Origin of the sequence: Curtobacterium sp. MCBD17_026 (assembly GCF_003234895.2) — a bacterium.
Lineage (GTDB): Bacteria > Actinomycetota > Actinomycetes > Actinomycetales > Microbacteriaceae > Curtobacterium > Curtobacterium flaccumfaciens.
This window is the reverse complement of the sequence record NZ_CP126281.1, coordinates 2,768,377-2,780,949: the sequence shown is the minus strand read 5'-3', so window position 1 is coordinate 2,780,949 and position 12,573 is coordinate 2,768,377. Positions and strand designations below refer to the sequence as shown.

Below are 12,573 nucleotides of genomic sequence, written 5' to 3'. Positions count from 1 at the left end.
AGGAGCCGATGAGCCACGAACGCGTCCGCCCGATGCTCGACGTCCGACGCATCTACGCCGAGCCGGCCGCCCTCGAACTGCAGCGCGGGCAGGAGATCGTCGGGCGTTGGCCGGACGCCGAGATCGTCCCGGTCGAGTCGCACTGGAACATCCCCGAGGTGCACGGCGACGAACGGAACGTCCAGCGCTGGGTGCGGATCAAGACCGAGGCGCTCGTGCTCGGCGTGAAGAAGTCGCTGGTGACGCGGCCGAACGGTCGCTCGGCCGACTTCATCGCACCGTCCACCGCGAACGGCTGCGCGATGGCGTGCGCGTACTGCTACGTGCCGCGGCGCAAGGGCTACAGCAACCCGGTGACCGTGTTCGCGAACATCGACCAGATCACGAAGCACGTGGCGCGGAACATCGCCAAGCAGGGACCGAAGACCGAACCGAACCAGTGCGACCCGGAAGCCTGGGTCTACGACATCGGCGAGAACAGCGACTGCTCGGTCGACGCGATGATCAGCGACAACGTCCGTGACCTCTGCGACCTGTTCCGGATGACCCCAACGGCCAAGGCGTCGTTCGCGACCAAGTACGTCAACCGTGACCTGCTCGACTGGGACCCGATGGGCCGGACCCGGATCCGCTTCTCACTGATGCCGCACGAGACCGCGAAGGTCACCGACATCCGCACGAGCCCGATCGCCGAGCGGATCGCCGCGGTGAACGACTTCGTCGACGCCGGGTACGAGGTCCACCTGAACTTCTCGCCGGTCATCCTCACGCCGACGTGGGAGTCGGACTGGGCCGAGCTGCTCCGGCAGGTCGACGACGTGCTGTCCCCGGCCGCCAAGGCGCAGCTCGCGGCCGAGGTGATCTTCCTGACCCACAACCAGCCCCTGCACGAGGTCAACCTCGGGTGGCACCCCAGGGCCGAGGACCTGCTGTGGCGTCCGGACCTGCAGGAGCAGAAGGTGTCCCAGAACGGTGCCGTGAACGTGCGCTACCGGTCCGGCATGAAGGGGCAGCTCGTCGAGCGCTTCCGCGAACTCGTGGCCGAGCACCTGCCGTCGTGCCGGATCCGGTACGCCTTCTGATCGGCGACCTCCCCGATCAGGGGATGAGCCGGTCCGTCCGGTACCGGTCGAACAGGTCCGCGAAGGCCTGCTCGGTCCGGCGGAACGCCGTGAACCCGGCGTCGCGGCTCTTCCCCATGTCGGTGACGACCTCCATCGCTCGACCGAGGTCGGCGTCGGTGTGCCACCACGAGGCGAGCCGGGTGATGTCGGCCTCGGCGAGACCGTGGCGCTCGGCGATACCGGCCCACTCGGACTCGTACGGCGCCATCTGCTCCTGGAGCGGTCGCGGAGCGTCCTCGTAGCCCACCACGCGCGTGGGATCGACACCGAGGTGCGCGGCCAGGCGCGGCCACATCCAGCGCCACCGGAAGACGTCGCCGTTGACGATGTTGAACGGCTCGTCCGCACCCTCGGGCGACGTCGAGGCCCACACCATGTGCTCGGCGAGGATCCCGGCGTCGGTCATGTCGGTCAGGCCGTTCCACTGCGCCTCACTGCCCGGGAACACGAAGTCCAGGTCGAGTTCCTTCGCCAGCGTGGCCTGCACGGCGAGCGTGAGGCCCATGTTCATGGCGTTGCCGACCGCGTGCCCGATCACGGTGTGCGAGCGGTGCACGGACCAGGTGAACCCCTGGCGCTCGGCGGCGGCGAAGAGTTCGTCCTCTTGCGCGTAGTAGAAGTTCGGGGTGTCGAGGCGCGGCTCCTCCTCGTGGAAGGGGGTGTCGGGCATCTCGCCGGCGGCGTACGCCTCGAACGGGCCGAGGTAGTGCTTCAGGCCGGTGACGAGGGCGACGTGCTCGAGCGGAGCGTGCGACAGCGCCGCGAGCAGGTCGCGGACCATGCCGCCGTTCACGCGGATGTTCTCCGCCTCGGTGTCCTGCCGCTGCCAGGCGGTGAAGAAGACGTGGGTCGGGTGCTCGTCGGCGAGTGCGGCCGCCAGGCTGTCGGGAGCACGCAGGTCGGCCGCGACGGTGCGGACGCCCTGTTCGGCGAGCGGCCGGCGGGAGAGTGCCGTCACGTCCCAGCCGAGGTCGAGCAGGTGGCGTACCAGGGCGGAACCGGTGATGCCACTGGCTCCGACGACCAGGGCTTCGCGGCGGGCAGGAGTCTGTTCGGTCGATCCGGTTGCAGTCATCCCTCGATGCAACCCACAGTGGACGACACGTGTTCCCTCACTGCGTCCCGGTCCCAGTCCAGTGTGCACAATAACGCACCACTTGTACCGTTGAGCGGTACACTCCTTGCGGAGGACTCGACATGCAACTCGTGCAACCACTCGCCACGCTGCTGGGAGCCACACAGGCCGACGCGCTCCGCGTCCTCGCCCGGACCGATTCCGGCATGACCGGACGACAGGTTGCACGGGTCGCGGGCGCTCCGCAGCACACCGGCATCAAACGAGCGCTCGACAAGCTCGAGGCAGCAGGGCTCGTGCAGGTCGAGCGCGGTCTGCAGCACTCGGCCTACCGGGTCAACCGGGAACACCTGCTCTGGCCGGCGGTGGAACTCGGACTCGAAGCCGGCGACGAACTCGAACGTCGCATCGGCGCGTACGTCGAGTCGGCGCGGGCCGGGGTCCTCTCGGTCTCGATCTTCGGTTCAGTGGCCCGGGGCACCGCGACGCCGACGTCCGACCTGGACCTCCTCGTCGTCTTCGAGCAGACCGTCGACATCGACGTCGTCGTCCGCCTCGGTGACCTCGTCCGGCGGTGGACCGGCAACGAGTGCCAGGTCTTCGACGTGACCCGCGCTGATCTCCGTCGGTTCGTGGCCGAGGGAGACCCGCTCGTCGGGTCGTGGCGAGAAGAAGCCCGAACAGTCTTCGGCGAGGAGATCAGGACGTACATCTGATGGGTGCCCGCGTGCGCGCCGTCGACAGGGCCGCAGTCGCGATGCGCCGAGACGAAGCGGAGTCCTACCTCGAGGTCGCGCTCCTCTACGTCGAGTCGACGAGTCACGCGGATTGGAAGGCCGCCGGCGCGAACGCTGTGCTCGGCGGGATCGCGGCGTCGGACGCGATCTGCGGTGCGATCCTCGGCTACCACCACCTCGGCGACGACCACGCCGCCGCTCGACGCCTGCTCGACGCGGCCTGCGCACCGGACACGCGACCCGGCCTGCACTTCAAGCGCCTGACCGATGAGAAGACGAACTTCCAGTACTCGACGTCGCGTGTGACGCAGGAGAAGACACGGGCGCTGGTGACCGCACTCGAACGGCTCATCCGTACGGTCCACGAGCGCACCTGAAACGGGCACGCCGCGCCCCTGATCACCGCGGACGGCGGATGCGGATCGGACCCTTGGCGCTCGACGGGTCGACGACGGACCCGCCCTGGGTGATCTCGACCTCGCCGCGCGCGACCATGCGCCGGGCGGCTCGACGTGCCGGCTCCATCAGCGGTCGCCAGTCGTCCGGGTCCAGCGAACGCGCGACCTCGGACGGGCAGATGCTCGAGGTCCGTGCCCGTGCCGCGAGCAGTTCGTCGATGCGCTGCTCCAGAGCCCGGTCGACGTCGTCGAGGCCGTGTCGACGGCAGGCTCCGGAACACCACTTCGCCTCCGGCGCCGCCGACGACGGCATCCGTCGCCCGCACGAGGCGCAGGTGCGCTCGGCGTGTGCCGACTCCGACGCCGACGCATCGGCTTCCGTCCTGATCGCCCGTCCCATGGCCCCCATCCTCGTCCTGCTCGGCATGGCGGTACACAGCGACCACGCACACGGTCCAGGTGCGCCTGGCAGCATCGGAGCGGTGAACCCCGACACCGTCCCTGCCCGTCCGTCCGAACCGGCCTGGGTCCAGCACGTGATGTGGTGGCACGTCTACCCGCTCGGCTTCGTCGGCGCCGAGGTCCGTCCGACGTCACCGGTGGGGGAGCGTCCGCTCGAACACCGCCTCGACCGCCTGACCGAGTGGCTCGACCACGTCGTCGACCTCGGTCTGAACGGCCTGTTGCTCGGCCCGGTGTTCGCGAGCTCGACCCACGGGTACGACACGGTCGACCACTTCCGCATCGACCCGCGCCTGGGCGACGACGCCGACTTCGACGCCCTGGTCTCCGCGGCGCACGAGCGGGGCGTGCGGGTGCTGCTGGACGGGGTGTTCAACCACGTCGGCCGTGAGCACCCGGCCTTCCGAGCGTTGTCCGACCACGGCCCGGAGGCGCCGACCGCCGACCTGTTCGCCATCGACTGGTCCGGGTGGCAGCCGGGGGAGCCCGTGCCCGTCGGGCTGTTCGAAGGCCACGACATCCTCGTCGCGCTCGACCACGACAGCCGCGCCACCGAGGACCTCGTCGTGCAGGTCATGACGCACTGGCTGGACCGCGGGGTGGACGGCTGGCGACTCGACGCGGCGTACGCGGTGCCGCCGGCGTTCTGGGCGCGGGTGCTGCCGCGGGTGCGGGAGCGGTTCCCGGACGCCTGGTTCAGCGGCGAGGTGATCCACGGTGACGCGGCGGCGATCGCGCGCGACTCGACGATGGACTCGCTGACCCAGTACGAGCTGTGGCAGGGGATCTGGCACGGCATCGCGGACCGCAACGGCCACGAGCTCGCGCACGCGATCGAGCGGCACGACGCCCTGCTGCCCACCTTCGCCCCGACGACGTTCGTCGGCAACCACGACGTCACCCGGATCGCGAGCGCGGTGGGGGACCGGTTCGCCGGGCACGCCGCCGCGGTGCTGTTCACGGTGGCGGGGACCCCGGTGGTCTACGCGGGCGACGAGTACGGCTGGGCCGGGGTGAAGGAGGAACGCGAGGGCGGCGACGACGCGGTCCGCCCGGAGTTCCCGGCCGAGGTGCCGGAGCCGACGGACCTGACCCACGCGTACGAGGCGCTCATCGCCCTGCGTCGCCGGAACCCGTGGCTGCACCGCGCGCACACCGACGTCGTGCACCTGACCAACACCGCCGTGGTGCTGCGGACCGCGACGGCGGACGCCGCCGTGGTGACCGCCCTGAACCTGTCGGACGATCCCGTCGAGGTGCCCGTGGCCGACGCGACGCAGGTCGAGGCGGGCGGTGCCGATCTCGGGGACGGGACCCTGCGCCTCCCGGCCGGGGGTTGGGCCGTCCTGTCGCGATCGTGAGCAGAAACGGTCGGGTCCCCATCGAGGACCCGACCGTTCCTGCTCACGAAGCGAACGCGCGAACGCGCGAACGCACGACCGCTACTTGCGCGCGGATGCCGCCCGGCGCTTGTTGAACACGTCGAACGCGACGGCGGCGAGCAGCACCAGACCCTTGATCAGGGACTGGAACTCGGTGCCGACACCGAGGATCGACATGCCGTTGTTCAGCAGGCCGATGATCAGACCACCGACGATGGCACCCGGCACGGTGCCGATGCCGCCGGTGACGGCAGCACCACCGATGAAGACGGCGGCGATGGCGTCGAGCTCGAAGCCGTTGCCAGCGCCCGGCGCCGCCAGGTTGAGCTGGCCGGTGAAGACCACGCCCGCCAGGGCCGAGATGACACCCATGTTGACGAAGAGCAGGAACGTGACGCGCTTCGTCTTCACACCCGACAGCTGCGCGGCCAGGGCGTTGCCACCGATCGCGTAGATGTGGCGGCCGAACACCGCGCTCCGCATGACGACCGAGTAGATCACCACGAGGGCACCGAGCACGACGAGCACGATCGGGGTGCCGTTGTAGCTGGCGAGCAGGAGTGCCACGTAGATCACGAGCACGGCGCCGAACGCCGTCTTCACGATGAACCAGGCGAACGGCTCGCTCTCGAGCTGGTACTTGCGACGCGTGATGCGACCGCGGAACGCGGCGATCACCATGACGGCCGCGGCGGCGAAGCCGAGGATCATCGTGAGCGGCTCGTACCCGGTGGTGCCGAAGGACGGCAGGAAGCCGGAGCCGAGCGAGCGGAAGCCGGCGGGGAACGGCGAGATCTGCTGGTTCTGCAGGACGATCTGCGCCGCACCGCGGAACGCGAGCATGCCCGCCAGCGTCACGATGAACGCCGGGATCCCGAAGTACGCGATCCAGAAGCCCTGCCAGGCACCGACGAGCGCACCGACCACCAGGCAGAGCACGACCGCGATCGGCCACGGGATGTTCCACTGCGTGATCATCACGCCGGCCATGGCACCGGTGAAGGCGACCACCGAGCCGACCGACAGGTCGATGTGGCCGGCGATGATGACCATGACCATGCCGATGGCCAGGATGAGGATGTAGCTGTTCTGGACGATCAGGTTCGAGACGTTGATCGGGGCCAGCGTGATGCCGTTCGTGGTCACCTGGAAGAAGATGACGATGACGATCAGCGCGATGAACAGGCCGATCTGTCGGAGCTGCCCGGTGAGGTAGCCGACGGCGGACTTAAGCGCGTTCATTGACAGGGGTCTCCCGTTCCTGGGTCATGTACTGCATGAGGACCTCGGGCGTCGCCTCGGCGCGCGGGACGTCGGCCGTGATGGTGCCCTCGGAGAGGGTGTAGATGCGGTCGCAGATGCCGAGCAGTTCGGGGAGCTCGGAGGAGATCACGATGACCGCCTTCCCCTGGTCGGCGAGCTGGTTGATGATCGTGTAGATCTCGTACTTCGCGCCGACGTCGATGCCGCGGGTCGGCTCGTCGAGGATGAGCACGTCGGGGTCGGCGTACATCCACTTCGACAGGACGACCTTCTGCTGGTTCCCGCCGGAGAGCTTCCCCGTCACGACGTCGACGTTCGGCGCCTTGATGTTGAGGCTCTTGAGGAACTGGCTCGCCACCGTGGTCTCCTCGGAGGAGTTCACGAAGCCCCAGTTCGCGAGCTTGCCGAGCGCCGACCCGGAGATGTTCCGCTTGATGTCGTCGATCAGGTTCAGGCCGTAGCGCTTGCGGTCCTCGGTGACGTAGGCGATGCCGTTGTCGATCGCCTGCGAGACGGTGTGCGTCTTGATCGGGGTGCCGCGCTTGTAGACGGTGCCGCTGATGCCGGTGCCGTAGGACTGGCCGAAGACGCTCATCGCGAGTTCCGTGCGGCCGGCGCCCATGAGCCCGGCGATGCCGACGACCTCGCCGGCGCGGACGTTGAGGTTGGCCTGGTGGATGATCTCGCGCGACGAGTCGAGCTGGTGGTGGACGGTCCAGTCCTCGATCCGCAGCAGTTCCTCGCCGATGACGGGGTTCTCGCGCTCGGGGTACCGGTTCGACAGGTCACGGCCGACCATCCCGCGGATGATCCGGTCCTCGGACACGTCGTCGGCCCGCATGTCGAGCGTCTCGATGGTCTTGCCGTCGCGGATGATCGTGACCTTGTCCGCGATCGCCTTGATCTCGTTGAGCTTGTGGCTGATGATGATCGCCGTCATGCCCTCGGCCTGCAGCGAGCGGATGAGCTCGAGCAGGTGCGCGGAGTCGTCGTCGTTCAGCGCGGCGGTGGGCTCGTCGAGGATGAGGAGCTTCACCTCCTTCGAGAGCGCCTTCGCGATCTCGACGAGCTGCTGCTTGCCGACACCGAGGTCGACGACCTTGGTGACGGGGTTGTCCTTCAGCCCGACCCGCTTGAGCAGTTCGGCGGCCGTCAGGTTCGTCTTGTTCCAGTCGATGAAGCCGCCCTTGGACTGCTCGTTGCCGAGGAAGATGTTCTCGGCGATCGACAGGAAGGGGCTGAGCGCCAGCTCCTGGTGGATGATCACGACGCCCGCAGCCTCGGAGTCGTTGATGTTCGCGAACCGCACGGGTTCGCCGTCGAGCAGGATCTCGCCGTCGAAGGAGCCGGCCGGGTAGACACCCGACAGCACCTTCATGAGCGTCGACTTGCCCGCGCCGTTCTCGCCGCAGATCGCGTGGACCTGGCCGCGCTCGACCTCGATCGAGACGCCCTGCAGGGCCTTGACGCCGGGGAACGTCTTGGTGATGTCCCGCATCTCGAGGATGGTGTCCGCCATGTGGACGCCTTTCCGTCGTGCGCGCGTGGGCGCGCTGGTGGAGACGGACTGGAGGCGCGGTGCGCAGCTGGCACCGCGCCTCCGGTCCGTGAGATGGGCCTGACTACTTCAGGTCGGCTTCGGTGTAGTACCCCGAGTCCACGAGGACTTCCTTGTAGTTGTCCTTCGTGACGACCGTCGGCTGGAACAGGAAGGTCGGGACGACCTTGACCTTGTTGTCGTAGCTCTTCGTGTCGTTGACCTCGGGCTTCTTGCCGGTGAGCAGGTCCTCGGCCATGGTGACCGACTGCTTGGCGAGCTTGCGCGTGTCCTTGTAGATCGTCGAGTACTGCTGGCCGGCGATGATCGACTTGACCGAGGCGGCCTCGGCGTCCTGGCCCGTGACGGTCGGGAGCGGACGGTCGCTCGTGCCGTACCCGGCGCCCTGGAGCGCCGAGATGATGCCGATCGAGATGCCGTCGTACGGCGAGAGCACGCCGTCGAGCGTGGTGCCGCCCGAGTAGGACTTGGCCACCAGGTTCTGCATGCGGGCCTTGGCCGTGGCCGGGTCCCACTGCTGCGTCGCGGCCTGGGACAGCTCGTCCTGGCCGGACTGGATCTTCAGCGTGCCGTCCTCGAGGTACGGCTTGAGCGTCTTCATGGCGCCGTTGAAGAAGAAGCCCGCGTTGTTGTCGTCGAGCGAGCCGGCGAAGACCTCGATGTTGAAGGGGCCCTTCTCGCCGGTCTTCTCGCCGTCCGCGTCGAGCACACCCAGGCCGGTGAGCAGGCTGTTCGCCTGGTCGACGCCGACCTTCTCGTTGTCGAAGGACACGTAGTAGTCGACGTTCTCGTTGCCCGTGAGCAGACGGTCGTACGAGATCACCTTGATGCCGGCCTTGGCGGCGGCGTCGAGCTGGTCGGAGAGCGCGCCACCGTCGATCGACGCGATGATCAGGACCTTCGCGCCCTTGGTGATCATGTTGCTGACCTGCTGGGCCTGCTGCTGGACCTTGTTGTCGCCGTACTCGAGGTCGACCTTGTAGCCGGCCTTCTCGAGGTCGCTCTTGACGGCGTTGCCGTCCTTGATCCACCGCTCGGAGACCTTGGTGGGCATGGCGACGCCGACGAGGGCGCCCTTGTTGTCGCCGCTGCCGCCACCATCGGTGGACGCACGGCCGCCGGCCGAGCAAGCGGCCAGCGAGATCGCGATGCCGACGGCTGCGACGCCCGCGATGATCCTGCGCTTCATCATCGAAGTACCTCTGTTCCTTCGCGTCGTCCTCGACGCGGTCGGGTGCCGGGGCTGCTGTGCCCCGCGGGATGCGCTCGTGTGAGCGCTCACATCTTGTGGGTTCCGTGACGGGGTGTCAACTCAACACCGCCGTTTCGTGATCTTGCCGCGGCGGCCGGACCGAGCGGTACGGTTGGCCACGTGAGCACCACGACCGCCCCCGAGGGCAGGGGCGGCAAACGCCGGAAGGCCCCGACGATCTTCGACGTCGCCGAACGCGCCGGCGTGTCCCACCAGACCGTCTCCCGCGTGATCAACGGCGACCCGACCGTCCGCGAGCAGTACCGGACGCAGGTCACCGACGCCGTCACCGAGCTCGGGTACCGGCCCCGCGCCGCCGCCCGGGCCCTCGCCGGTGGGCGGAGCAAGGCGCTCGGCATCATCACCGCCGGCGACGCGCTGTACGGTCCGTCGAGCACCTCGATCGGCTTCGAACGGGCCGCGCGATCCGCGGGGTACCACGTGCTGCTGTCGACCCTGCCGGAGGAGCCGCGGCCGTCCGACCTGTCCGGGGCGCTCACCACGCTGCTCGCGCAGGACGTCGCCGCGATCGTGCTGGTCGCCGCCGACAACCGGGTGCTCGACGCCCTCGCGTCGCTCACCGTTCCGGTCACGGTGCCCGTCGTCGTGTCGAACGCCGTGCAGCGCGACGCGGTCCGGACCCCGGTCGCGCCGAGTGTCGCCGCCGTCGCCATCGACCAGGCGGCGGGCACTTCGCTCGTCATGCAGCACCTGTTCGACCGCGGGCATCGCCGGATCGTGCACATCGCCGGGCCGCACGTGTCGCAGGAGTCCGAGGTGCGCCGCGCCACCTACGTGCGGATCATGCAGGACGCCGGGCTCGAACCGGTCGTGCTCGAGGGCGACTGGACCCCGGCGAGCGGCTTCGCGGCCGCACGGCACATCGACGTGGGGACGGTCGACGCCGTCTTCGCGGGCAACGACCAGATGGCGCTCGGCGTGCTGCACGCCTTCGCCGACGAGGGGCTGCGGGTGCCCGACGACATCGCGGTCGTGGGGTTCGACGACGTCCCCGAGGCCGCGCACTTCACGCCGCCGCTGACCACCGTGCGGCAGGACTTCCGGGCGATGGGGGAGCGGGTGCTCGACACCGTGCGGGCCCTGGTCGAGGGGGATCCCCGCGACGAGACGCTGCTCGCGCCCGAGCTGGTGGTGCGGCGCAGCACGTAGCGACCCCTCGCACCGTGCGAGGTCCGCACCGCGCCGGCTCCGCGGCGCGCTCGGCGGCGCGCTCGGCGGCGCGCTCGGCGGCGCGCTCGGCGGCGCCCCTCGCACGGTGCGAGGGGCGCCGCCGGCGAGCTGACCCGACCGTCAGCCCTTCAACGCCCCGGACGACAGCCCGGCGACGTAGAACCGTTGCAACCCGACGTACAGCGCGATGCACGGGATCATCGCCACCACCGACCCGGCGACGAGGTTGCCGTACGACACCTGCCCGTACGCCCCGGTCTGCAGGTTGAGCAGCGCGACCGGCAGCGTGTACAGCGAGTCCTTCGTCAGGAACGTCAGGGCTCCGAGGAACTCCGTCCACGACGCCAGGAACGCGTAGAGCGCCGCGGTCGCCGCCCCCGGCAGGAGCAGCGGGCGGAGCACCGACACCACGACCCGGAAGCGCGAGGCCCCGTCGACGAAGGCCGAGTCCTCGAGCTCGGTGGGGATCGACTCGAACGCGTTCCGCATCACGAACACCCCGAACGGCAGGTTCACGGTCGTGTAGAACAGCACGAGCCCGAGCAGCGAGTTCGTCAGCCCCATCGCGTTCATCTCGAGGTACAGCGGCGTGAGGATGGCCTGGAACGGCACCATCATCGTCAGCAGCACCAGGCCGAACACGAGCCCGGCGCCCCGGAACCGGAAGCGGGCGAACCCGTAGCCGGCCATCGTCGCGATCACCGCGGTCAGCACCGCCGTGGCGATCGACACGATGAGCGAGTTCACGACGCCGGTGAGCAGGTGCGAGGACGAGGCGAACACGGCGGTGAAGTTCTGCCACCCGAGCTGGAAGAACGTCGCCGGGTCCGGGGCCTGCGTGATGACGGCCTCGGACTGGAACGCCCGCAGGATCGACCAGACGAGCGGGACGCCGAACACGAGGGCCGAACCGATGCCGGCGATCGCGTACAGGGTGCGCTTGACGGTGGTGTCGCGGGGGTGCTGGACGCTGCCCTGCTGGTGGCGCCGACGTCGGCCGTCACCCGTGGTGGTCAGGGCCCTGGTGGACAGGTCCGGCGCCGCGAGGGCCGCACGGGAGGTCGTGGTGCTCATGGCGTCAGTCCTTCTCTCGCAGTGCCCAGAACTGGAACACCGTCACGGCGGCGATCACCACGACGAGGGCGATCGACTGGGCGGTCGCGGCCCCGAGCTGCAGGTTCACGAACCCGCGGTTGTAGATCGCGTTCACGATCGTGGTGGTCTCGGTACCCGGCCCGCCCTGGGTCAGGATGTAGAACTGGTTGAAGGCGAGCAGCGAGCCGATCACCGAGATGATGACGCTCAGCGCGACGGTCGAGCGGATCATCGGGAACGTGATGAGGCGTTCGGTCTGCCACCAGGAGGCCCCCTCGAGCTGCGCCGACTCGTAGACCTCGTCGGGGACGCCCTGCATCGCCGACATGAGCAGCACCATGGTCAGCCCGGACACCGCCCAGACCACGAGCACGCAGATGAGCAGCGTCGCCAGCGGACCGTTCACGAGCCACGCGGTGCTGCCGTCGGTGATCCCGAGCCACCGGAGCACCATGTTGACGGCCCCGGAGTTCGGCTGCGCCTCGAGCACGAGCATGAACGAGAGCGTCGTCAGCCCGACCACGTACGGCAGGAAGAACACCGTCCGCAGCACCGTGCTGCCACGGCGGCGTGCGCGGACGAGCACGGCGAGGAAGTACCCGAGCGCCAGGATCGGCAGGGTCACGATCGCCGTGTACAGCAGCGTGTAGCCGATCGCGTGCACGAACGTCGGGTCCTGGAACAGCGTCAGGTAGTTCTGCAGCCCGATGAACCGGTACGGGCCGATCAGGGGCCAGTTCGTGAACGAGATGTAGAGCGCGAACACGAGCGGGACGAGCACGAAGACGGCGACGAACAGGATCGCCGGGGCGACGAGGACGGCGCCGGTGCGCGGCGGGTGGGTGAGCGAGTTGCGGGTCCGGACGGAGCCGCCACGCCCCGGGCCGCGGCCCACGGTGGGGCGGCCCGCGCCGGTCCGGCCGGCGGGGCGCCGGGTGGAGATGGTCGACATGCGTGCACCTCTCTGTGCATCAACAAGAGCGAGACGAGCGAGACGAGCGAGACGAGCGAGACGAGCGAGACGAGCGAGACGAGC

12 protein-coding genes are annotated in these 12,573 nt (G+C 69.1%); 5 read left to right on the top strand and 7 right to left on the bottom strand.

The window, feature by feature from the left end:
- The first annotated feature begins 8 nt into the window (after positions 1–8).
- Positions 9–1,082, top strand: coding sequence for a spore photoproduct lyase family protein (locus tag DEI85_RS13170; RefSeq protein ID WP_111091193.1), 1,074 nt, complete (start codon positions 9–11; stop codon positions 1,080–1,082).
- Positions 1,083–1,098: 16 nt separating this feature from the next.
- On the opposite strand, the gene DEI85_RS13165 is transcribed toward DEI85_RS13170, so the two are convergent.
- Entirely contained in the window at positions 1,099–2,199 is a 1,101-nt protein-coding gene (locus tag DEI85_RS13165) for an SDR family oxidoreductase (RefSeq protein ID WP_111091194.1), read from the bottom strand.
- A 122-nt stretch (positions 2,200–2,321) separates the two neighbouring features.
- Here DEI85_RS13165 and DEI85_RS13160 point away from each other — a divergent pair, with 122 nt between their 5' ends.
- Positions 2,322–2,915, top strand: a complete 594-nt coding sequence (locus tag DEI85_RS13160) for a nucleotidyltransferase domain-containing protein (RefSeq protein WP_110862586.1) — start codon at positions 2,322–2,324, stop codon at positions 2,913–2,915.
- An 11-nt stretch (positions 2,916–2,926) separates the two neighbouring features.
- Positions 2,927–3,313 carry a hypothetical protein gene (locus tag DEI85_RS13155; protein WP_146238617.1) on the top strand — a complete coding sequence of 129 codons (387 nt, stop codon included), beginning with the start codon at positions 2,927–2,929 and terminating at the stop codon, positions 3,311–3,313.
- Positions 3,314–3,335: 22 nt separating this feature from the next.
- Here DEI85_RS13155 and DEI85_RS13150 read toward each other — a convergent pair whose 3' ends face one another.
- Positions 3,336–3,734 (bottom strand): DUF3253 domain-containing protein, encoded by a 399-nt coding sequence (locus DEI85_RS13150; protein ID WP_110862584.1) that lies wholly within the window; start codon positions 3,732–3,734, stop codon positions 3,336–3,338.
- An 82-nt stretch (positions 3,735–3,816) separates the two neighbouring features.
- On the opposite strand from DEI85_RS13150, the gene DEI85_RS13145 reads away from it, so the two are divergent.
- Positions 3,817–5,157 (top strand): alpha-amylase family glycosyl hydrolase, encoded by a 1,341-nt coding sequence (locus DEI85_RS13145; RefSeq protein WP_258369988.1) that lies wholly within the window; start codon positions 3,817–3,819, stop codon positions 5,155–5,157.
- A gap of 81 nt (positions 5,158–5,238) precedes the next feature.
- Here the strand turns inward: DEI85_RS13145 and mmsB are convergent, their stop codons facing one another.
- From mmsB to chvE, 3 genes are all read right to left on the bottom strand, one after another.
- Complete coding sequence (mmsB, locus tag DEI85_RS13140; RefSeq protein ID WP_027466160.1) at positions 5,239–6,420, bottom strand: multiple monosaccharide ABC transporter permease; 1,182 nt, start codon at positions 6,418–6,420, stop codon at positions 5,239–5,241.
- Positions 6,407–7,960, bottom strand: coding sequence for a multiple monosaccharide ABC transporter ATP-binding protein (gene mmsA / locus DEI85_RS13135; protein WP_110862583.1), 1,554 nt, complete (start codon positions 7,958–7,960; stop codon positions 6,407–6,409). The genes mmsB and mmsA overlap by 14 nt, the downstream gene beginning before the upstream one ends.
- A gap of 103 nt (positions 7,961–8,063) precedes the next feature.
- The gene (chvE, locus tag DEI85_RS13130; protein ID WP_110862582.1) at positions 8,064–9,191 is read right to left on the bottom strand and encodes a multiple monosaccharide ABC transporter substrate-binding protein; all 1,128 of its coding nucleotides are present in this window, start codon (positions 9,189–9,191) and stop codon (positions 8,064–8,066) included.
- Positions 9,192–9,371: 180 nt separating this feature from the next.
- On the opposite strand from chvE, the gene DEI85_RS13125 reads away from it, so the two are divergent.
- Positions 9,372–10,421 (top strand): LacI family DNA-binding transcriptional regulator, encoded by a 1,050-nt coding sequence (locus DEI85_RS13125; protein ID WP_110862581.1) that lies wholly within the window; start codon positions 9,372–9,374, stop codon positions 10,419–10,421.
- A 141-nt stretch (positions 10,422–10,562) separates the two neighbouring features.
- On the opposite strand, the gene DEI85_RS13120 is transcribed toward DEI85_RS13125, so the two are convergent.
- Positions 10,563–11,516, bottom strand: a complete 954-nt coding sequence (locus tag DEI85_RS13120; RefSeq protein ID WP_110862580.1) for a carbohydrate ABC transporter permease — start codon at positions 11,514–11,516, stop codon at positions 10,563–10,565.
- A gap of 4 nt (positions 11,517–11,520) precedes the next feature.
- Complete coding sequence (locus DEI85_RS13115; protein WP_111091197.1) at positions 11,521–12,489, bottom strand: carbohydrate ABC transporter permease; 969 nt, start codon at positions 12,487–12,489, stop codon at positions 11,521–11,523.
- Positions 12,490–12,573 lie beyond the last annotated feature (84 nt).

Coding starts and splice junctions, on each gene's coding strand:
- chvE (WP_110862582.1), bottom strand. CDS start 9,191: ATGATGAAGCGCAGGATCATCGCGGGCGTCGCAGCCGTCGGCATCGCG.
- DEI85_RS13160 (WP_110862586.1), top strand. CDS start 2,322: ATGCAACTCGTGCAACCACTCGCCACGCTGCTGGGAGCCACACAGGCC.
- DEI85_RS13115 (WP_111091197.1), bottom strand. CDS start 12,489: ATGTCGACCATCTCCACCCGGCGCCCCGCCGGCCGGACCGGCGCGGGC.
- DEI85_RS13120 (WP_110862580.1), bottom strand. CDS start 11,516: ATGAGCACCACGACCTCCCGTGCGGCCCTCGCGGCGCCGGACCTGTCC.
- DEI85_RS13165 (WP_111091194.1), bottom strand. CDS start 2,199: ATGACTGCAACCGGATCGACCGAACAGACTCCTGCCCGCCGCGAAGCC.
- DEI85_RS13150 (WP_110862584.1), bottom strand. CDS start 3,734: ATGGGACGGGCGATCAGGACGGAAGCCGATGCGTCGGCGTCGGAGTCG.
- DEI85_RS13170 (WP_111091193.1), top strand. CDS start 9: ATGAGCCACGAACGCGTCCGCCCGATGCTCGACGTCCGACGCATCTAC.
- mmsA (WP_110862583.1), bottom strand. CDS start 7,960: ATGGCGGACACCATCCTCGAGATGCGGGACATCACCAAGACGTTCCCC.
- mmsB (WP_027466160.1), bottom strand. CDS start 6,420: ATGAACGCGCTTAAGTCCGCCGTCGGCTACCTCACCGGGCAGCTCCGA.